This is a genomic window from Streptomyces phaeofaciens, assembly GCF_014648915.1.
Taxonomy (GTDB): Bacteria; Actinomycetota; Actinomycetes; order Streptomycetales; family Streptomycetaceae; genus Streptomyces; species Streptomyces phaeofaciens.
The window spans coordinates 235126-256427 of record NZ_BMSA01000001.1; the positions used below are offsets into that span (position 1 = coordinate 235126).

At 72.5% G+C, this 21302-nt stretch carries 18 protein-coding genes; 13 read left to right on the forward strand and 5 right to left on the reverse strand.

Features of this window, described 5'->3' with window-relative positions; all coding sequences use genetic code 11:
- Window positions 1–127: 127 nt before the first annotated feature.
- The 3 genes from IE275_RS01070 to rhaI form a co-directional block, all read right to left on the reverse strand.
- The gene (locus IE275_RS01070; protein WP_189707327.1) at window positions 128–1579 is read right to left on the reverse strand and encodes a rhamnulokinase; all 1452 of its coding nucleotides are present in this window, start codon (window positions 1577–1579) and stop codon (window positions 128–130) included.
- Between the two features lie 83 nt (window positions 1580–1662).
- Window positions 1663–3702, reverse strand: coding sequence for a bifunctional aldolase/short-chain dehydrogenase (locus IE275_RS01075; RefSeq protein ID WP_189706432.1), 2040 nt, complete (start codon window positions 3700–3702; stop codon window positions 1663–1665).
- 142 nt (window positions 3703–3844) lie between these two features.
- On the reverse strand, window positions 3845–5005 hold the full coding sequence (gene rhaI, locus IE275_RS01080) for an L-rhamnose isomerase (RefSeq protein WP_189706434.1): 1161 nt from the start codon (window positions 5003–5005) through the stop codon (window positions 3845–3847).
- 272 nt (window positions 5006–5277) lie between these two features.
- Here rhaI and IE275_RS01085 point away from each other — a divergent pair, with 272 nt between their 5' ends.
- The 11 genes from IE275_RS01085 to IE275_RS01135 all read left to right on the forward strand — a co-directional run bounded on the left by IE275_RS01085 (window position 5278) and on the right by IE275_RS01135 (window position 16963).
- Window positions 5278–6795 carry a sugar ABC transporter ATP-binding protein gene (locus tag IE275_RS01085; RefSeq protein ID WP_189706436.1) on the forward strand — a complete coding sequence of 506 codons (1518 nt, stop codon included), beginning with the start codon at window positions 5278–5280 and terminating at the stop codon, window positions 6793–6795.
- On the forward strand, window positions 6792–7862 hold the full coding sequence (locus IE275_RS01090) for an ABC transporter permease (protein WP_189706438.1): 1071 nt from the start codon (window positions 6792–6794) through the stop codon (window positions 7860–7862). Before IE275_RS01085 ends, IE275_RS01090 begins: the two co-directional genes overlap by 4 nt.
- On the forward strand, window positions 7855–8871 hold the full coding sequence (locus IE275_RS01095) for an ABC transporter permease (protein ID WP_229870038.1): 1017 nt from the start codon (window positions 7855–7857) through the stop codon (window positions 8869–8871). The genes IE275_RS01090 and IE275_RS01095 overlap by 8 nt, the downstream gene beginning before the upstream one ends.
- A gap of 35 nt (window positions 8872–8906) precedes the next feature.
- Complete coding sequence (gene rhaS, locus IE275_RS01100; RefSeq protein WP_189706440.1) at window positions 8907–9992, forward strand: rhamnose ABC transporter substrate-binding protein; 1086 nt, start codon at window positions 8907–8909, stop codon at window positions 9990–9992.
- 31 nt (window positions 9993–10023) lie between these two features.
- Window positions 10024–10344 (forward strand): L-rhamnose mutarotase, encoded by a 321-nt coding sequence (locus IE275_RS01105; RefSeq protein WP_189706442.1) that lies wholly within the window; start codon window positions 10024–10026, stop codon window positions 10342–10344.
- Window positions 10345–10456: 112 nt separating this feature from the next.
- On the forward strand, window positions 10457–11881 hold the full coding sequence (locus tag IE275_RS01110) for a BNR repeat-containing protein (protein ID WP_189706444.1): 1425 nt from the start codon (window positions 10457–10459) through the stop codon (window positions 11879–11881).
- A gap of 79 nt (window positions 11882–11960) precedes the next feature.
- Window positions 11961–12980 (forward strand): LacI family DNA-binding transcriptional regulator, encoded by a 1020-nt coding sequence (locus IE275_RS01115; RefSeq protein WP_189706446.1) that lies wholly within the window; start codon window positions 11961–11963, stop codon window positions 12978–12980.
- 104 nt (window positions 12981–13084) lie between these two features.
- Window positions 13085–14386, forward strand: coding sequence for an alpha/beta fold hydrolase (locus IE275_RS01120; RefSeq protein ID WP_189706447.1), 1302 nt, complete (start codon window positions 13085–13087; stop codon window positions 14384–14386).
- A gap of 28 nt (window positions 14387–14414) precedes the next feature.
- Complete coding sequence (locus IE275_RS01125) at window positions 14415–15158, forward strand: PIG-L deacetylase family protein (protein ID WP_189706450.1); 744 nt, start codon at window positions 14415–14417, stop codon at window positions 15156–15158.
- A 22-nt stretch (window positions 15159–15180) separates the two neighbouring features.
- The gene (sigJ, locus tag IE275_RS01130) at window positions 15181–16092 is read left to right on the forward strand and encodes an RNA polymerase sigma factor SigJ (RefSeq protein ID WP_189706452.1); all 912 of its coding nucleotides are present in this window, start codon (window positions 15181–15183) and stop codon (window positions 16090–16092) included.
- A 40-nt stretch (window positions 16093–16132) separates the two neighbouring features.
- A complete protein-coding gene (locus IE275_RS01135) occupies window positions 16133–16963 on the forward strand; it encodes a pentapeptide repeat-containing protein (protein WP_189706454.1) in 831 nt (276 codons plus the stop codon).
- Here IE275_RS01135 and IE275_RS01140 read toward each other — a convergent pair.
- Window positions 16925–18457 carry a cytochrome P450 gene (locus IE275_RS01140; RefSeq protein ID WP_189706456.1) on the reverse strand — a complete coding sequence of 511 codons (1533 nt, stop codon included), beginning with the start codon at window positions 18455–18457 and terminating at the stop codon, window positions 16925–16927. The genes IE275_RS01135 and IE275_RS01140 overlap by 39 nt on opposite strands.
- Window positions 18458–18565: 108 nt before the next feature.
- On the opposite strand from IE275_RS01140, the gene IE275_RS01145 reads away from it, so the two are divergent.
- Window positions 18566–19180: a TetR/AcrR family transcriptional regulator gene (locus IE275_RS01145; protein WP_189706459.1), complete on the forward strand. Its 615-nt coding sequence runs from the start codon at window positions 18566–18568 to the stop codon at window positions 19178–19180.
- A 115-nt stretch (window positions 19181–19295) separates the two neighbouring features.
- The gene (locus IE275_RS01150; protein ID WP_189706461.1) at window positions 19296–20021 is read left to right on the forward strand and encodes a DUF2470 domain-containing protein; all 726 of its coding nucleotides are present in this window, start codon (window positions 19296–19298) and stop codon (window positions 20019–20021) included.
- On the opposite strand, the gene IE275_RS01155 is transcribed toward IE275_RS01150, so the two are convergent.
- Window positions 19989–21236, reverse strand: a complete 1248-nt coding sequence (locus tag IE275_RS01155) for a lactonase family protein (protein WP_189706463.1) — start codon at window positions 21234–21236, stop codon at window positions 19989–19991. The genes IE275_RS01150 and IE275_RS01155 overlap by 33 nt on opposite strands.
- Window positions 21237–21302 lie beyond the last annotated feature (66 nt).

Sequence of the window (21302 nt, forward strand, 5' to 3'; positions counted from 1 at the left end):
GTAGGGCGCCGGGCCCCGGGGGGAGACCCCGAGGCGCGGCGCGGTGAGCCGGGGGAGACCCCGAGGGGGACCAGGACGCAGGGCGCAGGGCGCAGGGAAGGGACCCCGGAGCGGGGGAGCCCCCGGCTCACCGCGCGGTGAGCCGGGACTGCGCCTCGCGCCAGCGCCCGGTGCCGCCCTGCGGCTCGTAGCGCGTCAGGGGCTGCGTCCGGGCGAGCAGCCGCCGCAGGTCGGCGCGGTCGCCGACCAGCCCGTGCGCCCGGGCCTGGACGAGCACGTTGCCCAGCGCGGCCGCCTCCGTGGGACCCGCCACCACCGGCAGCCCGCAGGCGTCGGCGGTCAGCTGGCACAGCAGCGCGTTGCGCGTGCCGCCGCCGACGATGTGCACGACGTCGACGGGCTGGTCCGCCAGCCGCTGCGCCTCCTCGATCGCCCGCCGGTGCGCCAGGGCCAGGGAGTCGAGGATGCAGCGCGTGATCTCGCCGGGCGTCCGCGGCACCGGCTGCCCCGACGCCCGGCAGGCCTCGGCGATCCGCTCCGGCATCCGCCCCGGGGCGAGGAACGCCGCGTCCCCCGCGTCCACGACCGACCGCAGCGCCGGCACGGCCGCCGCGTCCCGCAGCAGCTCGCCCAGATCCGGGTCGCCCCAGGCCCGTACGCACTCCTGGAGCAGCCAGAGGCCCATGATGTTGCGCAGATAGCGGACCGTTCCGTCCAGCCCCAGCTCGTTGGTGAAGTTGGCGGCGCGGCTCTCCTCGGTGAGGACGGGCGCGTCCAGTTCCAGGCCGGCCAGGGACCAGGTGCCGGTGCAGATGTAGGCGAACCGCTCGCCGGTCGCGGGCACGGCGGCCACCGCGGACGCGGTGTCGTGCGATCCGACGGCGGTCACCGGCACGGGCCCGGTCAGCCCGGTCTCCTCCAGCACCTCGGGCCGGATCGTCCCGGCCGGATCACCCGGCTGCCGCAGCGGCGCGAACAGGCCCAGGTCGATCCCCAGCCGGGCGGCGAGGCCGTAGGACCACTCGCCCGTCCGGGGGTCGATCAGCTGGGTCGTGGAGGCGTTGGTCAGCTCCGTGCCCTGCTCGCCGGTCAGCCAGTACGCCAGCAGGTCCGGGATGAGCAACAGCCGTTCGGCGTGCGCGAGCTGGCCCGCGTCGCGGGCCGCCGTCAACTGGTACAGGGTGTTGAAGGGCGCGTACTGGAGGCCGGTCGCCGCGTACAGCTCGGCCGCGGGCACGTTCGCCCACACCTTCTCCGCGACGCCCTCCGTACGGGCGTCGCGGTAGTGCACCGGGTTGCCGAGCAGGGCCCCGTCGGCGTCCAGCAGCCCGTAGTCCACGGCCCAGCTGTCGATGCCGACGGAGTCGAGGCGTCCACCGCTGTGGGCACCGGCCGCCCGCAGCCCGTCCAGCACACCGGCGTAGAGGGACAGCACGTCCCAGCGCAGCCCCTCCGGCACCCGGACGGGACGGTTCACGAACCGGTGCGCCTCGGTCAGCTCCAGCGAGTCCGTGCCGACGCGGCCGACCATGACGCGTCCGCTGGACGCGCCGAGGTCGACGGCGGCGTACGAGCGCACGGACGTCCGCGCCGTCGTCGCCGCCGTGGCCGTCGCCGCCGTGGCCGTCGTCTCCGTGGCCGTCGTCTTCGTGGTCACCGCCGTCACCGGAGGAACGCGGCCGCCACACCCGCGTCGACGGGGACGTGCAGCCCGGTGGTGTGGGTCAGTTCGCCGCCCGTCAGAGCGAACACGGCGTTCGCGACGTGCTCGGGCAGCACCTCCCGCTTGAGGATGGTCCGCTGCGCGTAGAACTCGCCGAGCTTCTCCTCCTCGATCCCGTAGGTCGCCGCGCGCTGGGCACCCCAGCCGCCGGCGAAGATCCCGGAGCCGCGGACGACCCCGTCGGGGTTGACCCCGTTGACCCGGATCCCGTGCTCGCCCAGCTCGGCGGCGAGCAGCCGCACCTGGTGGGCCTGGTCGGCCTTGGTGGCGGAGTAGGCGATGTTGTTCGGCCCGGCGAAGACGGCGTTCTTGGAGGCGATGTAGACGATGTCCCCGCCCAGCTCCTGCGCGATCATCACCCGGGCGGCCTCGCGCGAGACGAGGAAGGAGCCGCGGGCCATGATGTCGTGCTGCAGGTCCCAGTCCCTGGCGGACGTCTCCAGCAGCGGCTTGGAGATCGAGATGCCGGCGTTGTTGACCACGAGGTCGACGCCGCCGAAGGCGAGCGCGGCCGCCCGGAAGGCGTCGGCGATCTGCTCCTCGGAGGTGACGTCGACGGTGACGGCGACGGCCCTGTCCGCCCCGCCCAGCTCGGCCGCGACGGCGGAGGCGTTCTCGGCGTTCAGATCGGCGACGACCACACAGGCGCCCTCGGCCGCGAGCCGGTGCGCGACGGCCCTGCCGATCCCGCTGCCCGCACCCGTCACCAGCGCCACCCGGGTGGCCAGCGCCTTCGGCTTCGGCATCCGCCGGAGCTTGGCCTCCTCCAGCGCCCAGTACTCGATGCGGAACTTCTCCGACTCCTCGATCGGCGCGTACGACGACACCGCCTCGGACCCGCGCATCACGTTGATGGCGTTGACGTAGAACTCTCCCGCGACCCGGGCGGTCTGCTTGTCCTTGCCGAAGGAGAACATGCCCACGCCCGGCACCAGCACGATCGCCGGGTCGGCGCCGCGCATGGCGGGGGAGCCGGGCTCGGCGTGCCGCCGGTAGTAGGCGGCGTACTCCTCGCGGTACGCGGCGTGCAGCTCCTTCAGCCGCGCGACCGCGTCCTCCACCGGGACGTTCGGCGGCAGGTCCAGGACGAGCGGCCGCACCTTGGTGCGCAGGAAGTGGTCCGGGCAGGAGGTGCCGAGCACGGCGAGCCGGGGGTGCTCGGCGCGCGCCACGAAGTCGAGGACGACGTCCGAGTCCTGGAAGTGCCCGACCTGCGGGCGGTCCTGGGAGGCGAGGGCGCGCACATACGGCGCGAGCGCCGCCGCCCGCTCCCGGCGCTCGTCCTCGGGCAGTGCCCGGTAACCCTCGACGACGGGCCCGAAGGGTTCCGCCCTGCCGTGCTCGGCGAGGAAGGCCTCGGCCGTGCGGATGATGTGCAGCGAGTTGCGCTCGCACTCCTCGGCGGTGTCGCCCCAGGCGGTGATGCCGTGCCCGCCGAGGATCACGCCGATCGCCCGCGGGTTGGCCGCCTTGACGGCCGCGATGTCCAGACCGAGCTGGAAACCGGGACGGCGCCAGGGCACCCAGGCGACGGTGTCCCCGAAGCACGCGGCGGTCAGCTTCTCCCCGTCGGCCGCGCAGGCGAGCGCGATGCCGGAGTCCGGGTGGAGGTGGTCCACATGGGCGGCGTCGACGAGCCCGTGCATGGCGGTGTCGATGGAGGGGGCCGCCCCGCCCTTGCCGTGCAGGCAGTAGTCGAACGCGGCGACCATCTCGTCCTCGTGCTCGACGCCCGGGTACACGTCCTTCAGGGCGCGCAGCCGGTCCAGCCGCAGCGCGGCGAGCCCCGCCGCGGTGAGCGTCCCGAGATCCCCACCGGACCCCTTCACCCACATCAGCTCGACGTCACCGCCGGTCACGGTGTCGGTGTCGGTGCCCTTGGCGGAGGTGTTGCCGCCGGCGTAGTTGGTGTTACGGGGATCGGCGCCGAGCCGGTGGGACCGGGCGAGGAGCGCGGCGGCTTCGGGGTGGGTGGTCATGCGGATTCCTTACTTCTGGAACGTGGGTGACAGAGCGCGCCCCCAAGGGGCGCGGGGCCGTATCGATTTGCGGCTCCCGCCGTGCGGGCGCGACCGGCCACGACGGGCCCGCAGTCCGCGACGGACAGGTCCAGGCGGACGCTCACGCCCCCCATCCCGCCTGCTCCCCGCCGACCCGCTCGGCAACGATCTTCTCCGCCCACCCGGACCGCCGGTACGCACCGATGGGCTCGGGGTCCAGTCCCATCTCGTCCCGCACCTCACGCAGCAGCGGACGCACGTCCGTGTTGTACGCGTCCATCACCACCGCGTTGGCCTCCAGCACGTCCCCGGACGCCTGCGCGGCGGCCAGCGCCGACCGGTCGACCAGCAGCGCCTTGGCGGTGGCCTCCTGCACGTTCATCACGGAACGGATGATCGCCGGGATCTTCGCCTCGATGTTGTGGCACTGGTCCAGCATGAACGCCACGTCGGAGGTGAAGCCGCCGCCGCGCACCACCTCGTACATGATCCGGAACAGCTGGAAGGGGTCGGCGGCGCCCACCATGAGGTCGTCGTCGGCGTAGAACCGCGAATTGAAGTCGAACCCGCCGAGCTTCCCCTCGCGCAGCAGGGTGGCGACGATGAACTCGATGTTGGTGCCGGGAGCGTGGTGCCCGGTGTCGACGACGACCTGTGCCTTCGGCCCCAGCTTCAGACAGTGGGCGTAGGCCGTCCCCCAGTCCGGGACGTCGGTCGCGTAGAAGGCCGGCTCGAAGAACTTGTACTCCAGCAGCATCCGCTGCCCGTCCCCGAGCCGCGCGTACACCTCGGCGAGGCCCTCGGCGAGACGGTCCTGGCGGGCCCGGAGGTCGTCCTGGCCGGGATAGTTCGTGCCGTCGGCGAACCACAGCTTCAGATCGGCGGAGCCGGTCGCGTCCATGATGTCGACGCACTCCAGCAGATGGCCGACGGCCTTGCGCCGTACCGACGCCTCCGGGTGGCAGATGCTGCCCAGCTTGTAGTCGTCGTCCTGGAAGGTGTTGGAGTTGATCGCCCCCAGCCGCACCCCCCGGTCCTCGGCATGTTTCGCAAGTGCGGAGTAGTCCTCCACCTTGTCCCACGGGATGTGCAGGGACACGGTCGGGGCCACCCCGGTGAACGCGTGCACCTGTGCCGCGTCGTCCAGCTTCTCCACGGGTGTGCGCGGGACGCCCGCTTGCGCGAACACCTTGAAACGGGTCCCCGAGTTCCCGTACGCCCACGACGGCGTCTCGACGGCCTGGGTCTTCAGCGCGGCCTTCGCCGCGGCGAGATCGGTCACTTCGGGCTCCTGTGACATCGGTCCGGACCACTGCCGGATGAAACGATTCAGAACGGGAAGCTATGAGCCTGCCGGAAGAGTGTCAAGCCCTTCGGTCAGGGCTGTTCTCCGTGACCGCCGCGTGACCTTCGGCTATCGAAAACTTTTCGAGACGGACCCATTGACGTGACATGCCCGCCATGCCTAACGTCCCGGCAATCCAGTTGAAACCTTTCACGACGCCGTGACAGCCCCTCGGGGCCCCGTCCGAGGGCGTCGTCGAGGAGCCACTCATGACCCACCCGTCCGACACGGGACCGGCCCCGGTGCTGGCGCTGCGGGACGTCTCCAAGTCCTTCGGCGCCGTACGCGCCCTGCGGGGCGTCTCCCTGGAGCTGTTCCCCGGCGAGGTGCACGCCCTCGCCGGCGAGAACGGCGCGGGCAAGTCGACCCTCATCAAGACCCTCGCCGGGGTGCACCGACCGGACGCCGGCCAGGTGCTGCTCGACGGCGAGCCCGTCGTCTTCCACGGTCCCGGCGACGCCCGCGACGCCGGCATCGCCGTGATCTACCAGGAACCCACGCTCTTCCCCGACCTTTCGATCGCCGAGAACATCTTCATGGGCCGCCAGCCCCGGCGGGCGCTGGGCCGGATCGACCACCGGGCCACCCACGCGGCCACCGCCGCGCTGATGCGGCGCCTGGGCGTCGACCTCGACCCCGACCGTCCGGCGCGCGGTCTGTCCATCGCCGACCAGCAGATCGTGGAGATCGCCAAGGCACTCTCCTTCGAGGCCCGTGTCCTGATCATGGACGAGCCGACCGCCGCCCTCACCGGAAGCGAGGTCGCCCGCCTCTTCGGCGTGGTGCGCACCCTGCGCGAACAGGGCGCGGCCGTCCTGTTCATCTCGCACCGGCTGGAGGAGATCTTCGAGATCTGCGGCCGGGTGACCACCCTGCGCGACGGCGCCTGGATCGCCTGCGAGCCCGTCGCGGGCATGACCGAGGACGACCTGGTCCGCCGTATGGTCGGCCGCGACCTCGACGAGCTGTACCCCAAGCAGGACGTCACCCCGGGCGAGATCGCCCTCAGCGTCCGCCGGCTCACCCGGGAGGGCGTCTTCACCGACGTCTCCTTCGAGGTCCGGCGCGGCGAGATCGTCGGCCTCGCCGGACTGGTCGGCGCCGGCCGCACCGAGGTCGCCCGCGCGGTCTTCGGCATCGACCGCTGGGACGCCGGCGAGGTCTCCGTGGACGGCAGGGCCCTGGTCAACGGCGCCCCCTCCACCGCGATGGCCGCGGGCCTCGCCCTGGTCCCCGAGGACCGGCGCGCCCAGGGCCTGGTGATGGACATGTCCATCGAGCGGAACATCGGCCTCACCGGCCTGCGGACGACCGTCAAGGGCGGCCTGATGGACCGGGGCGCCGAGCGCAGCCGGTCCCTGGACTGGGCCGTCAAGCTCCAGGTGAAGTACGCCCGGATCGCCGACACCGTCAACACGCTGTCCGGCGGCAACCAGCAGAAGGTCGTCCTCGCCAAGTGGCTGGCGACCAGCCCCAAGGTGCTGATCGTCGACGAGCCCACCCGCGGCATCGACGTCGGCACCAAGGCCGAGGTCCACCGGCTGCTCAGCGAGCTGGCCGCCGACGGCGTCGCCGTCCTGATGATCTCCTCCGACCTGCCCGAGATCCTCGGCATGGCCGACCGCGTGCTGGTGATGCACGAGGGCCGGCTCGCCGCCGAGATCCCCCGCTCCGACGCCACCGAGGAAACCGTGATGGCCGCAGCCACCGGGAGGGCCGCCGCATGACGGTGACCACTCCTGACCAGGCCCCCGCCGCCGAGGTGCCCGCATCCAGCGGCACCCGGCTCGTCGACCGCGTCTTCAAGATGCGCGAACTCGCCATCCTGGTCGTCTTCCTGGTGATGATCGCCGTCACCCAGGCCGGCAACAGCGAGTTCCTCTCCGAGCAGGGCATCAAGGACCTGCTGCTGAACGCGACCATCCTGGTGCTGGTCGCCACCGGCCAGTCCCTGGTCGTGATCACCCGGAACGTCGACCTGTCGGTCGGCTCCACCCTCGGCATCAGCGCCTTCGCCGCCGGCACCTATCTGCACGGCGGCGGCAACCCGGTGATGGCGATCATGCTGGCGGTCCTGCTCGGCGTCGGCTGCGGCCTCCTCAACGGCCTGCTGGTCAGCCTCGGCCAGGTGCCCGCCCTCGTCGTCACCCTCGGCACGCTCTACATCATCCGGGGCATCGACTCCGTCTGGGTCGGCTCCCGGCAGATCACCGCGGCCGACCTGCCCGGCTCCTTCGTCGACTTCGGCGCCGGCGGCCTGAGCGCCGTGCCCTACCTCGCGCTGATCGCGCTCGCCGTGCTCATCGCCACCGCCTACTACCTCAAGCACTTCGGCGGCGGCCGAGAGCTGTACGCCCTCGGCTCCAACCCCGAAGCCGCCCGGCTCGCCGGCATCCCGGTGCGCAAGCGGATCCTCGCCGCCTACACCTTCTGCGGCGGCCTCGCCGGCCTGGCCGGCGCGCTGTACCTGGCCCGGTTCGGCAACGTCGACTCCGGGACCGGCAACGGGTACGAACTCACCGTCGTCAGCGCGGTCGTGGTCGGCGGTGTCGTCTTCACCGGCGGCTCCGGCAGCGTCTACGGGGCCGCCCTCGGCGCCCTGCTCCTCACCTCCATCAACAGCGTCCTGCCCGCGCTCGGTGTCAGCTCGGTCTGGGTGCTCGCCATCAACGGCGTCCTGCTCCTGCTCGCGATCGCGGTCGACCGGATCGTGGCGCTGCGGGTGGCGGCCGCCCTGAAGAAGAAGTCGGCCTCCGCGAGGTCGGCCGCACAGAAGGGGGAGCCCCGTGTCTGAGCCCGGATTCCTCGCGCATCGTGCGATCCGCTGGTCCGCCCTCAGGTGGGACGGGGCGGTGGGCGCCGTGCTGATCGTCCTGCTCCTGCTGTCCTTCTCCTTCGTGGACGGCTTCGGCAACTCCCTCAACCTGTCGTTCCTGATCGGCAACACCCTGCCCATCGCGCTCATCGCCCTGCCGATGACCCTGCTGGTGGTCTCCGGCGAGATCGATCTCTCCGTCGCCTCCACGGCCGGCCTGTCCGGCGCGGTCATGGGCGCCCTGTGGAACCAGGGCATGACCATCGAGACGATCATCCCGCTCTGCCTGCTGCTCGGCGCGGTGTGCGGACTGATCAACGGCCTGCTCGTCACCCGTCTCGGGCTGCCGTCCCTCGCCGTCACCATCGGCACCATGGCCGCCTACCGGGGCATCGCACAGATCGTGCTCGGCTCCGACGCGGTCACCGACTTCCCCACCCAGTACCTGGACTTCGCGGCCGGACGCCTCGGGGACACGTTCCTCCCGCAGGCCGTGCTGCCCTTCGTCGTCCTGCTCGCGATCGCCGTGGTCGTCCTGCACGCCACCCCGTTCGGCCGCTCGCTCTTCGCGATCGGCGCCGGCGAGGAGGCGGCCCGGTTCGCCGGCATCAGGGTCAAGCGGCAGAAGCTGATCCTCTTCACGGTGACGGGCCTGATGGCTTCGCTCACCGGGATCTTCTGGGCGCTGCACTACGCGAGCGCCCGCTACGACAACGCCACCGGCCTCGAACTCTCCGTCATCGCCGCCGTGCTGCTCGGCGGTATCGACTTCGACGGGGGCAAGGGCACCCTCGGCGGCGCGATCGCGGGAGTCTTCCTGCTCGGCGCCGCGCAGAACGTGATGAGTCTGAAGGACGTCTCCGCCCAGTCGCAGATCGTCGTCACCGGCGTCCTGCTCGTCGTCTCCGTGCTCGGCCCCCGGGTCGCACGCCAGATCTCCGTCGCACGGGCGGGCCGCAGAGCCGCCGCCTCGACGCCGACGGCATAACCCCGCTTCGCTCACCCTCGTAAAGGAACCCCGTGATGCGCAAGTCATCCCTCCGTCGTGCCTGCGCGGCCCTCGCCGCCGTCTCCTCCCTCGCCCTGGCCGCCACCGCCTGCGGCGGCACCACCAAGGAGGACGTGAAGAACGAGAGCACCGGCTCCGCCGTCTCCTCCGGCAAGGCCGACCCGAACGCGGCCACCAAGAAGGGCCTGACCGTCGGCTTCCTGCCCAAGGCGGTCAACAACCCCTACTTCACCTCCGCCGACAAGGGCGGCGAGGCCGCGCTGAAGGAGCTGGGCTCCAGCTACAAGGAGGTCGGGACGTCCAGCGCGACCGACACGTCCGGGCAGGTGTCGTACGTCAACACCCTCACCCAGCAGCAGGTCGACGCGATGGCCGTGTCCGCGCAGGACCCGGGTGCCCTGTGCACCGCGCTCAAGCAGGCCATGAGCAACGGCATCAAGGTCGTCACCTACGACTCCGACACCAACCCCGAGTGCCGCAACGCCTTCGTCTCGCAGGCCTCCGCCGAGGACCTGGGCCGTACCGAGGTGCAGCTGCTCGCCGAGCAGATCGGCTACAAGGGCGAGATCGCGATCCTGTCCGCCGCGCAGACCGCGACCAACCAGAACACCTGGATCGAGTTCATGAAGGACGAACTCAAGGACGCCAAGTACAAGGACATCAAGCTCGTCAAGGTCGCGTACGGCAACGACGAGGCCCAGCAGTCCTTCCAGCAGACCCAGGGCCTGCTCCAGGAGTACCCGAACCTGAAGGGGATCATCTCCCCGACCACCGTCGGCATCAAGGCCGCCGCGCAGTACCTCTCGGGCTCCAAGTACAAGGGCAAGGTCAAGCTGACCGGCCTCGGCACCCCCAACGACATGCGCAAGTACGTCAAGAACGGCACCGTCGAGGGCTTCGAGCTGTGGGACCCGGCGAAGCTCGGCGAGCTGGCCTCCCGTACCGCCGTCGCGCTGGTCTCCGGCCAGATCACCGGCAAGGAGGGCGAGACCTTCACCGCCGGCGACATGGGCTCGTACACCATCGGCAAGGACGGTGTGATCAGCCTCGGCAAGCCGACCGTGTTCGACGCCAAGAACATCGACCAGTTCAACTTCTGAGCCTCCTCACCCCCACCGGGAGCGGTACTTCATGCAGCGCGTCTGTTTCCTGCTCAAGGTCCGACAGGACCGCCTCGCCGAGTACCGCGACCGCCACGCCGCCGTGTGGCCGGAGATGCTCGAAGCTCTCTCGGCCACCGGCTGGCACAACTACTCGCTCTTCCTGAGAGACGACGGACTGCTCGTCGGCTATCTGGAGACCGACGACTTCGAGGCCGCGCTCGCCGGCATGGAGGCCACCGACGTCAACGCCCGCTGGCAGGCGCAGATGTCGCCCTTCTTCGAGTCCCTCGACGGATCCCGCCCCGACGAGGCGATGAGACCGCTCACCGAGGTGTTCCACCTCGCCTGAACACCCCCGCCCCCGTCCCCTCCCGCCCGACCCCGCACCCCCGTCCCCTCCCGCCCGACCCCGCACCCCACCCGCTCGCTCCTCCCCCTCGCCGACGATGGAGTCCCCCGAGATGAAGAGACGTACGCTGCTGGGCGCCGCCCTCGCCGGTGCCGTGGTGACCCCCGCCCTCACCGCCGGCAGCGCCCGCGCCGCCGACCCCGGGCCCTCGGTCACCCGGACCGGCACCACCACCCTCGACAGCCAGGCCCTCTTCTTCGTGTCCTACGACGGCCTGGTCAACAACAACTCCTTCCAGAAGAACGGCCTGCTGACCTACAAGGGCCACCAGTACGCCGCCTGGTACACCGCCGACCGCAACGCCGTCGTCGGACGCCGGGTGCTCGGCGCCGCCGGCTGGTCCACCGTGCAGGTCGGGCACACCCTCCGCTACGACGACTCCCACAACGTCATCTCCATGGGCGTCTCGAAGACCGACGGCCGCCTCCACCTCAACATGGACTCCCACAGCGACGGCTTCACCTACGTCAAGTCCGTCGCCGGGCTGATGGACGATCCGGCCGGGCTGAGCTGGACCGCCGCCCGCTTCGGCGCACCTCAGTCCACGCTCGACGGGCTCGCCCTCACCTCGCAGTTCACGTACCCGCAGTTCGTCGCGACCCCCGAGGGCCGACTCCAGCTCAGCTACCGGGTCGCCGTCTCCGGCAACGGCCGCAACGCCCTCGCGGAGTACGACGGTTCGGCCTGGACCGACCTCGGCGAGTGGTCCAGCTCCACCGGCACCTACACCAGCGAGCACGGCTCCTCGACCGCCCGCAACATGTACCTGCACGGCATCGACTACGACGTCGCGGGCCGGCTGCACTCCTTCTTCACCTGGCGCGAGCAGAACGGCGCCGTGATGTGTTCCGGCGGCGGCATCACCAACCACGACACCGGCTACGTCTACTCCGACGACCGCGGCCGCACCTGGCGCAACAACGCGGGCACCGTCGTCGGCACCACCGGCGGCTCCGACAAGGTCGCCGTCACCGACGGCGGGCTGGTGGTCGACGCCCTCAACCCGGACCACTCCCTGATGAACCAGGAGAGCCAGGCCACCGACTCCGCCGGCCGCCCGCACGCGATCATCAGCTATGTCCCGGGCCGCTTCGGCCAGTGCACCACGAACTACGTGACCGACCGCACCGCCAACGGACGCGCCTTCCACGTCCGCAGGAACGCCTCGGGCACCTGGCAGAAGACGGAGATCCCGGTGCCCCTGAACTCCAGCCAGCGCACGAAGCTCGTCCTGGACAGGTACGACAACGCCTACGCGGTCTTCCCCTTCGGCCGGATCGCCGGCGCCTCCAAGGCGTCCGGGTACACCGACTGGACGCTCCTCTTCGACGGCGGCGGACTCAACGCCTTCGGCGAGGTCGTGATCGACGAGATGAGGATCAAGGCCGACAACACGCTGTCGTTCCTGTACCAGGAGAAGTCGAGCGGAACGACCCCCTCGGCACTCCATGTCGTCGACTTCGCGCTGCCCGCATGAGGCGGACAGTGACGAGGTGGCGTGACGGTAATGTGAAGGCCGTCCCGCCGTGCCCCGTTCACCTGGAGGTTCCCGCCTGATGGCTCAGTCGGTGGGTATCAAGGACGTCGCCCGTGTCGCCGGAGTCTCCGTCGGCACGGTGTCCAACGTCATCAACCGCCCGGACACCGTCGCCACGGAGACCCGCGCCCGGGTACTGTCCGCGATCGACCGGCTCGGCTATGTCCGCAGCGAGTCCGCGCGCCAGCTGCGGGCCGGGCGCAGCCGGATCATGGGACTGCTCGTCCTCGACATGGGCAACCCCTTCTTCGTCGACGTCGCGCGCGGTGCCGAGCGGGCCGCGCGGGACGCCGGGCTCGGCGTGATGGTCTGCAACAGCGCCGAGAGCGTCGGCGAGGAGGCCGAGTACCTCTCCCTCTTCGCCGAGCAGCGGGTACGCGGCGTGCTGCTCACCCCGGCCGACGCGACCGGCCGCAACATCGAGTCCTTCCGCCGGCACGGCATCCCGTTCGTGCTGGTCGACCGGGTCGCGGAGGGCACCACCGAATGCTCGGTGTCCGTGGACGACGTGGCGGGCGGCGCCCTCGCCGTACGGCATCTGGTCGACGCCGGGCACCGCTCGATCGCGTACGTCAGCGGCCCGCCCGGGTTCAACCAGGTCCGCGACCGCCGTACCGGCGCCCTGAACGCGCTCGCCGAGGCGGGGCTCGGCCCGGACCGCCTGCGGGAGCTGCCCACCGAGCGGCTCGACGTGGCCGCGGGGCGGGACGCCGGCGCCCGGCTGCTCGGGCTCGCCGACCGGCCCACCGCCGTGTTCTGCGCCAACGACCTGCTCGCCCTCGGCGTCCTCCAGGCGATGTACGCGGCCGGCGTCGGGGTGCCGGACGATCTGGCCATCGTCGGCTACGACGACATCGAGTTCGCCGCCGCCGCGGCCGTACCGCTGACCTCGGTGCGCCAGCCCGCCGTCACCATGGGCGCGCTCGCCGCCGAGCTGCTCCTGGAGGAGACGGAGGAGAACGCCGGACGGCACGAGCACCGCCGGGTGGTGCTCCAGCCGGAACTGGTGGTGCGCCGCTCCAGCCTCTCGGCGCGCTGAGCCGCCGTTCAGTAGCTGTTCATGATCCCCCGGGCTCCGCGGCCGCCCCGTCATGTGCTGAACTGGGACGCGGCCCCCACACCGAGCGTCCCAGGAGACCCCTGTTGTCCCTCAGCTACCGCCAGCCCGGCGTCGTCCTCACCGACCGCCGGTTCACCGTGCCCCTCGACCACACCGACCCGGCCGGGGAGACGATCGGCGTCTACGCCCGTGAGGTCGTCGCGAGCGACAAGGCCGGGCAGGACCTGCCCTGGCTGCTCTACCTCCAGGGCGGCCCCGGCTTCGGCGCCAACCGCTTCGTCGGCAGGCCCGCGTGGCTCGGCCGCGCCCTGAAGGAGTACCGCGTCCTCCTTCTCGACCAGCGCGGCACCGGCCACTCCACGCCCGCCAACCGCCAGACGCTCCCGCTGCGCGGCGGCCCGGCCGAGCAGGCCGACTACCTCACCCACTTCCGCGCCGACTCGATCGTGCGGGACTGCGAACTGATCCGCCGCGAGGTCACCGGCGGCGCCCCCTGGACCGTCCTCGGCCAGAGCTTCGGCGGCTTCTGCACGGTCAGCTACCTCTCGCTCGCCCCCGAGGGCCTAGCCGCCGCAGTGATCACCGGCGGGCTGCCCTCCCTCGACGCCCACGCCGACGACGTCTACCGCGCCGCCTACCCGCGCATGGAGCGCAAGGTCGCCGCGCACTACGCCCGCTACCCGCAGGACGTCCAGCGGGCCCGCGCGATCGCCGACCACCTGCTCCAGCACGAGGTCACCCTCCCCAACGGCTACCGGCTCACCGTCGAGGCCTTCCAGACCGTCGGCATCCTCCTCGGCGGCGGCGAGGGCAGCCACCGGCTGCACCATCTCCTGGAGGAGGCCTTCGTCCCCACCCCGAACGGCCCGGAGCTCTCCGACGCCTTCCAGGAGGAGATCCAGGGCCTCCTGTCGTACGCCGGCCACCCCCTGTACGCCCTCGTCCACGAGGCGATCTACGGCCAGGACGCCCGCCCCACCGCCTGGTCGGCCGAGCGGGTGCGCGCGGAGTTCCCGCAGTTCGACGCCGCGAAGACGCTCGCCGACGACGGACCGCTGCAGCTGACCGGCGAAACGATCCACCCCTGGATGTTCGAGACCGACCCCGCGCTGCGCCCGCTGCGCGAGACCGCCGAGCACCTCGCCGCCCGCACCGACTGGACGCCGCTGTACGACTCCGCGCGCCTCGCCGCCAACGAGGTCCCGGTCGCGGCCGCCGTCTACCACGACGACCTGTACGTCGACACCGCCCACTCCCTGCGCACCGCCCGCGCCGTCCGCGGACTGCGCACCTGGGTCACCGACGAGTTCGAGCACGACGGCGTCCGCGCCGGCGGCCCGCGCGTCCTGGACCGTCTGCTCGCCCTCACCCGTGACGAAGCGTGATGCGGGCGTCACCGATTACCCTTCGGGCATGACCGAGCCGACGAACCCTCAGCTCCAGCCCATGCCCGAGGACTGGCGGCGCGCCCTGGCCGTCGTGGCCCACCCGGACGACCTGGAGTACGGCTGCTCCGCGGCCGTCGCCGCCTGGACCGACGGCGGCCGCGAGGTCGTGTACGTCCTGGCGACCCGAGGCGAGGCGGGCATCGACACGATCGCACCCGCCGAGTGCGGACCGCTGCGCGAGCGCGAGCAGCGGGCGAGCGCCGCCGTCGTCGGCGTGTCGACGGTCGAGTTCCTCGACCACCGGGACGGGGTCGTCGCGTACGGACCCGCCCTGCGCCGGGACATCGCCGCCGCCATCCGCCGGCACCGCCCCGAACTCGTCATCACCCTCAACCACCGTGACACCTGGGGCGGTGTCGCCTGGAACACGCCCGACCATGTCGCCGTCGGCCGTGCCACCCTCGACGCCGCCGGGGACGCGGGCAACCGCTGGATCTTCCCCGAACTGGCCGAACAGGGCCTCGAACCGTGGAACGGCGTCCGCTGGGTCGCCGTCGCCGGATCGTCCACTCCCACGCACGCCGTGGACGCCTCGGCGGGCCTGGAACGCGCGGTCGGCTCGCTGCTCGAACACCGCGCCTACATCGAGGCGCTGACCGACGAGGAGCCCGAGACGTACGTACGCGGCTTCCTGACCGGGGTCGCGCACTCGGTGGGGGAGCGGTTCGGGGGCCGGCCCGCCGTGGCGTTCGAGCTGTTCAACCGGTAGATCCGTGCCCACAGGGGGAGCAATGGACGACACGGACGACGCACAGGCGCTGGCCGACCGCTTCGAGGCGCACCGGGGGCATCTCAGGGCGGTCGCCTACCGGATGCTCGGTTCGCTCACCGAGGCCGAGGACGCCGTGCAGGAGACCTGGCTGAAGCTCGGCCGCACGGACACCGCCGACATCCGCAACCTGGGCGGCTGGCTCACCACGGTCGTCGGCCGGGTCTGTCTGGACCTGCTGCGCTCGCGCACCGCCCGCCGCGAGCAGCCGATGGACGAGGGGTACGACACCTTCGTCCCCGACCCGGTGATCGGACCGCTGACGGAGACCGACCCGGAGCAGCAGGTGCTGCGCGCGGACGCGGTGGGGCTCGCGCTGCTCGTCGTCCTGGACACCCTGGAGCCCGCGGAACGGCTCGCGTTCGTGCTGCACGACATGTTCGCCGTGCCGTTCGACGACATCGCGCCGATCGTGGAGCGCGGTACGGCGGCCACCCGGCAGCTCGCCAGCCGCGCCCGCCGCCGGGTCCAGGGCGCGACCCCCTCGGCGGAGCCCGACCTGGCCCGGCAGCGCGCGGTGGTGGAGGCCTTCATGGCCGCCTCCCGCGCCGGGGACTTCGACGCGCTGCTCGCCGTCCTCGACCCCGCCGTGGTGCTGCGCGCCGACTCCGGGGCGCTGGTGCGGGGCCCGGCCGCCTCCAAGGTGGTGCACGGAGCGAAGGCGGTCGCCGGACAGGCGCTGCTGTTCGGCCGGTTCGCGCCGCACGGGCGGTACGCGCTGGTGGGCGGCGCGGTGGGCATCGTCAACGTCGTCGACGGACGGCCGCAGTCGGTCATGGGCGTCACCGTCGCCGACGGCCGGATCACCGCCCTGTACATCCTGGCCGACCCGGAGCGGCTCGCCGCCCTGGCGGTGCCGGACGGCGACGGCTGACGGGCGCGGGCCATGACCGCAGGTCAGTAGGGTGGAGGACATGCAAGAGGAGACAACGGACCGGGCCGCGCTGCGGGGCGACTGCGGCAACTGCTTCGGCCTGTGCTGTGTGGCCCTGCCCTTCGCCCGGTCCGCGGACTTCGCCCTCGACAAGCCGGCCGGAAAGCCGTGCCCCAACCTCGCGGAGGACCACCGCTGCGGCATCCACGACCGGCTGCGGCACAAGGGCTTCACGGGCTGCACGGTCTACGACTGCTTCGGCGCCGGACAGCGGGTCTCGCAGGTCACCTTCGGGGGCCGGGACTGGCGGACCGCGCCGCGCGAGGAGGCCCGGCGCATGTTCGAGGTGTTCCCGGTCGTCCGCCAGCTGCACGAACTGCTCTGGTACCTCGCCGAGGCCCTCACCCTGCCCGCCGCCCGCCCGGTCCACGGCGAACTGCGCCGGGCCCTGGAGCGTACGGAGGAACTCGCACGGCTCGCCCCGCGGGAGCTGGCCGTGCTCGACGTCCCGGCCCACCGCCAGGACGTCAACGTCCTGCTGCTGCGGACCAGTGAGCTGGTCCGGGCCGGCGCCGCGGGACGCGGGAAGAACCGCCGGGGCGCCGATCTGATGGGCGCCCGGCTGCGGGGCGCCGACCTGCGGGGCGCGAATCTGCGCGGTGCCTACCTGATAGCCGCCGACCTCACCGGCGCCGACCTGCGCGGAGCGGACCTGATCGGGGCCGACCTGCGGGACACCGACCTCACGGACGCCGATCTGACCGGCGCGTTCTTCCTGACCCAGCCGCAGCTGAACGCGGCCCGGGGAAGCGCCGGCACCCGGCTGCCGGACTCAGTCGCCCGCCCGGTGCACTGGACAGCGGGGCGCTGACACCTCCTCGTCCGGCACCGGCCCGGCCGGCGCCCCGGGGGCCGTGCTCCGGGGGGCCGTACGGCGTTCGAGGTGCAGCCGCAGACCCTCCGGCATCAGGGTCAGCCGCTCGGTGACCCGCAGCCGGTAGGCCGGGTCGGGCCGCAGGTCGTAGCGGCGCAGCAGCAGGCCCAGCACCAGGGTGGCCTCGTGCAGCGCGAACTGCCGCCCGATGCAGGCCCGCGCCCCGGTGCCGAACGGCTTGTAGGTGTGCGGGGCACGGGCGCGGACGGCACTCGCCTCGAAGCGGTCCGGGTCGAACCGCTCCGCGTCCTGGCCCCACACCTCGGGGTCGCGGTGCAGCATGGCCGTCAGCACCAGGGCCCACGCGCCCCGCCGCATCGGATGGTCCCCGTCGAGCTCCGTGTCCGCTCGGGCCTCGCGCGCGAACGCGGGTGCCGTCGGCCACAGCCGCAGCGCCTCGTCGAGCACCCGGCGTACATGGCGCAGCTTGGCGACCTGCTCGTAGCCGGGTACGGCCGTGTCGCCCCAGACCCGGTCGACCTCGGCGCGGGCCCGGGCGGCGATCGCCGGGTTGAGGGAGAGGTAGTGCAGGGCGAAGGAGAGCGCGCCCGAGGTGGTCTCGTGGCCGGCGACCAGGAAGGTGATGACCTGGCGGCGTACGTTCTCCGGCGACAGCCGCTCGCCCGTCACGGGGTGGGCGGTGTCGAGCATCCGGTCGAGCAGGTCGCCGGGGCCGCCGCCCGTCGCGCGGCGCTCCCGCACCAGGTCGTCGACCGTGCGGTGCAGATAGGCGATGTCGGCCTCGTTGCGGCGCCCGGCCCGGCGCAGCAGCGCGGGGGACGGCACGCTGTTGAGCCGTTGCGCGTAGGTGAGCGTGCCGACCATCGCGGTGACGAAGGGATGCAGGCGGTCACGTTCGAAGGAGCCGAAGTCGTGTCCGAAGCCGGTGCGGGCGATCGTCTCCAGGGTCAGCTTGGTCATGTCCCCGGGCACGTCGACGGACCGTCCCGCGGCCAGCTCCTGGTCCCAGTGGCCGGTGAGCCGCTCCGCCACGTCCCACATCATCGGGTGGTAGGCCGCCATGGCCTCCCGGCTGAATCCGGGAGCGAGGACGTCGTGCGCCAGCTGCCAGTTGGACTCGTGGTTGTACGCCGTGAACAGCGCGTCCCCGACGACGGGCCGCAGATTGGCGATGCCCAGGCCCACGTGCTTGGCGAACCGCTGCTCGTCGGCCATGTCGGCGGCGAGCCCGGCCCCCCACACGAACACGAACTCCCGGGCGAAGGCCTTGCGCCGGAAGATCGGCCCCAGCTGCCGGGCGTACCGCAGGGTGTCCTGGAGGGGGGTGCTCCGGCTCGCGCCCAGGAGGTCGCCGAGCAGCGGGATCCGGTGCGGCGGATGCGGAATGCGCGCCAGCTCGGGCCAGCCGTGCTCGGCGCTCCGGAACCCCTTGGGCAGGGTGTCCCCGGGCCTGGTCCCCGTCTCCGCCATGACGCGATCTCCCTTGATCCAGCGGCAGGTTGAGCGTGTTGTACGCGGGTTCAATAACGCGGTTCAGTCTGATCCCGCCGTCGAACCGGCGTCAAGTAGAGTGCGCGCATGGCCGCGAACCAGGGGGAGCGCACCCGGCGCCGACTCAGCACCGGGGAACGCAGGGAGCAGCTCCTCGCGGTCGGCGCCCGGCTCTTCTCCGAGAGCCCCTACGACGAGGTCTGGATCGAGCAGGTCGCCGAGATCGCCGGGGTCTCCCGGGGGCTGCTGTACCACTACTTCCCGACCAAGCGGGACTTCTTCGCCGCGGTCGTCGAGCGCGAGAGCGAGCGGATGCTGCGCATGACGGCGGCGGTCCCCGGCGTCCCGGTCCGCGAGCAGCTCACCTCGGGTCTCGACGTCTATCTCGCGTACGTCGAGGCCCACGCCCATGGCTTCCGCGCCTTCCACCGCGCGGACGCGGCCGGCGACCGGACCGTGCGCCGGGTCTACCTGCGGGCGCTCGCGGCCCAGGAGCGGCAGATCCTGGCCGCCCTGGGCGCCGACCCCGAGTTCGGCCCGCTCTTCGAGCGCCGGCCCGACGTCCGGCTGGCGGTGCGCGGCTGGCTGGCCTTCACCACGGCGGTCTGCCTGGAGTGGCTGCGGGGCTCGGAGCTGTCCCGGGACCAGGTGCGGGACCTGTGCGCACGGGCGCTGCTGGGGGTCGTCTCCCCGCCCGGTTGAGCGCCGCCGGTGCCGGCCGGAACCGGAGTGTGTCCCCTACGGGTGTGGCCGTCATGGTTGGCGCACGCCCGGATCTCCGATAGGTTAGGCAAGGCTTACCTAAGGAGGTTCTGGGATGGGTGACAGCGACAGCTGGACGGCGGTGCCCGGCGCGGCCGAACGGGCCCGCTCGGTGCTGGCCGCCTCGTGGTCCTGCGCGGTGACCGCGGACGGCGGACGCGAGGAGTTCGTCGGTGCGCACACCGTCGACGAGGACGGCGGGGTGACCCTGCACGTGCCCGAGGACAGCGCCCTGCTCACGGCCGCGATCTGCGCGCCGCGCGGGGAGCCGTCCGCCGTGCTGGAGTTCGCCGACGTGGCGCCCGTCCCCGTCCGCAACCGGATCCGGGCCCGGCTCTGGCTGGCCGGCTGGTTCACCCCCGAGGACGGCCACCTCGCCTTCCACCCCACGCGGGTCGTGCTGAAACCGCCCACCGGCGCGGTCGTCGTCGCCCTCGACGAGTTCGCGGCCGCCGCGCCCGACCCGCTCGCCACGGCCGAGGCCCAGCTGCTCACCCATCTCGCCGACGCCCACCCCGACGCCGTCGAGCGGCTCACCCGACTCGTGCGGCGCGACAGCCTGCACGGCGTGGTCCGGGTCCAGCCGCTCGCCGTCGACCGGCACGGACTGACGCTGCGCATCGAGCGCGCTGGCGCCCACGGCGACGTACGCCTGCCCTTCCACGCCCCCGCCGACGACGTCGGGCAGCTCACCGAGCGCATGCACGTCCTGCTCACGCAGGCGAGCGCGGCCTCCTGCCCGCGCACGCTACAGCGGCAGCGCACAGACGGCGACGGGTGACGCGAACGGCTCGCCCGCGAGCCGCAGTTCACCGTTCGACGCGTCCACCCGGAAGACGCTGACCGTGCCCGAGCGCTGGTTCGCCGCGAACAGCAGGCCGCCGTCCGGGGAGAGCGCGAGCTGCCGCGGGAAGTCCCCTTCCACCGGCACCGTGCCGAGCAGCCGCAGCTGCGACCCGTCCGCCTTCACCGCGTACCGGGCGAGCGTGTTGTCGCCCCGGTTGGCCAGGAACGCGTGGCCGCCGTCCGGCGTGACCACCAGTTGCGCCGGGTAGTTGGTGTCCGCCTTCGCGCCCGTGGACTGCGGGGCGCCGATGGTGAGGCGGCCGGTGGCGGCGTCGTAGGCGCAGACCGCGATCGTGTCGTCCGTCTCGTTGGCGAGATAGGCGTACCGGCCGCCGGGGTGGAACGTCAGATGGCGCGGGCCGGCGCCCGCCCGGGTGTGCGCCTGCGCGACCTCGGTGAGCGTCCCCGCCCGTGTGTCCAGCCGGTAGCTGTACACCGTGTCCGTGCCGAGGTCCACGGCGAGCACATGCCCGCCGTCCGGCGCGGTGACGAACTGGTGCGCGTGCGGCCCCTGCTGCCCCGGGCCCGGCGCGGGACGGCGGTGCGTGACCTGGTCGGTGCGCTCGCCGAGCGCCCCCGAGGCGGCGATCGGGTGCACGGCCACCGTGCCCGAACCGTAGTCGGCGCTCAGCAGCCAGCGCCCGCCCGGATGCACGGAGAGATGACAGGGGTGCGCCCCGCCCGTCGCCCTGCTGCCCAGCACCTCGCGGTCGGCCAGCCGTACGGCGGTCACCGTGCCCCGCTCCCGCTCGTTCACCGCGTACAGCGTGCCGCCGTTCGGGTGCACCGCGAGATACGACGGGTCCGGGACCCCGGTGATCGTGCCTCCGCCGGTGATCCGTCCCGACGCCGGGTCGTACGCGGCCACGCCGATGCCCCGGCCGCCGCCCTCGGTGGAGGTGTAGGTGCCGAGGTAGAGGGGCCGGGGACCGGACGACGTCGCCGACGGGCCCGGAACGGAGGGGGCAGGGGCCGAGGAGCCCGGAGCGGAGGCGTCGGGAGCGGTGGATCCGGACGGCTGTCCGGCCTCCGGCGCGGTGCCCCCTTCGGCGCATCCGGCGAGGGCCGCCGCCGTGGCCGCGCCGCCGAGCACACCGATCAGACGGCGTCTGCTCCAGCCGCCGTCCGTCCCTTCCGTCCCACCGTCCATGTGCGCACCCCAGGTCGTCCCGCGTCCCCGCCGTGTCAGCCACCTTGTCGTGGAACGGCCCTCGGA

Excerpts from the sequence above, each read along its gene's own strand:
- IE275_RS01105 (WP_189706442.1), top strand. The coding sequence starts at position 10,024 with ATGCAGCGCGTCTGTTTCCTGCTCAAGGTCCGACAGGACCGCCTCGCC.
- IE275_RS01075 (WP_189706432.1), bottom strand. The coding sequence starts at position 3,702 with ATGACCACCCACCCCGAAGCCGCCGCGCTCCTCGCCCGGTCCCACCGG.
- IE275_RS01155 (WP_189706463.1), bottom strand. The coding sequence starts at position 21,236 with ATGGACGGTGGGACGGAAGGGACGGACGGCGGCTGGAGCAGACGCCGT.
- IE275_RS01140 (WP_189706456.1), bottom strand. The coding sequence starts at position 18,457 with ATGGCGGAGACGGGGACCAGGCCCGGGGACACCCTGCCCAAGGGGTTC.
- IE275_RS01090 (WP_189706438.1), top strand. The coding sequence starts at position 6,792 with ATGACGGTGACCACTCCTGACCAGGCCCCCGCCGCCGAGGTGCCCGCA.
- IE275_RS01150 (WP_189706461.1), top strand. The coding sequence starts at position 19,296 with ATGGGTGACAGCGACAGCTGGACGGCGGTGCCCGGCGCGGCCGAACGG.
- IE275_RS01115 (WP_189706446.1), top strand. The coding sequence starts at position 11,961 with ATGGCTCAGTCGGTGGGTATCAAGGACGTCGCCCGTGTCGCCGGAGTC.
- IE275_RS01125 (WP_189706450.1), top strand. The coding sequence starts at position 14,415 with ATGACCGAGCCGACGAACCCTCAGCTCCAGCCCATGCCCGAGGACTGG.
- sigJ (WP_189706452.1), top strand. The coding sequence starts at position 15,181 with ATGGACGACACGGACGACGCACAGGCGCTGGCCGACCGCTTCGAGGCG.
- rhaS (WP_189706440.1), top strand. The coding sequence starts at position 8,907 with ATGCGCAAGTCATCCCTCCGTCGTGCCTGCGCGGCCCTCGCCGCCGTC.
- IE275_RS01135 (WP_189706454.1), top strand. The coding sequence starts at position 16,133 with ATGCAAGAGGAGACAACGGACCGGGCCGCGCTGCGGGGCGACTGCGGC.
- IE275_RS01085 (WP_189706436.1), top strand. The coding sequence starts at position 5,278 with ATGACCCACCCGTCCGACACGGGACCGGCCCCGGTGCTGGCGCTGCGG.
- IE275_RS01145 (WP_189706459.1), top strand. The coding sequence starts at position 18,566 with ATGGCCGCGAACCAGGGGGAGCGCACCCGGCGCCGACTCAGCACCGGG.
- IE275_RS01110 (WP_189706444.1), top strand. The coding sequence starts at position 10,457 with ATGAAGAGACGTACGCTGCTGGGCGCCGCCCTCGCCGGTGCCGTGGTG.